1 protein-coding gene is annotated in these 279 nt (G+C 67.7%); it reads left to right on the top strand.

What is annotated here, in order from left to right; genetic code table 11:
- A partial coding sequence (locus DW024_RS10360; RefSeq protein WP_233541387.1) for a sugar nucleotide-binding protein occupies positions 1-279 on the top strand: 279 nt, incomplete at both ends.

The following is a 279-nucleotide window of genomic DNA, read 5'->3' as shown; positions in this document are numbered from 1 at the left end:
ACATGTCCAGCGACTACGTCTTCGACGGCACCGCGGAGGTGCACACCGAGGACGAGCCCCTCAGCCCGCTGTCCGTCTACGGCCAGACCAAGGCGGCCGGCGACATCGCCGTGGCGGGGTGCCCGCGCCACTACATCATGCGCAGCTCCTGGGTCATCGGCGAGGGGCACAACTTCGTCAAGACGATGAAGTGCCTGTCCGACCGCGTCGCCGACCCGGACGACAAGCTCGAGCAGGTCACCGTCGTGGACGACCAGCTGGGACGCCTGACCTTCACGC

This window comes from Collinsella sp. AF37-9, assembly GCF_003475115.1.
GTDB lineage: Bacteria > Actinomycetota > Coriobacteriia > Coriobacteriales > Coriobacteriaceae > Collinsella.
This window is presented reverse-complemented; position numbering and strand designations above follow the sequence as displayed.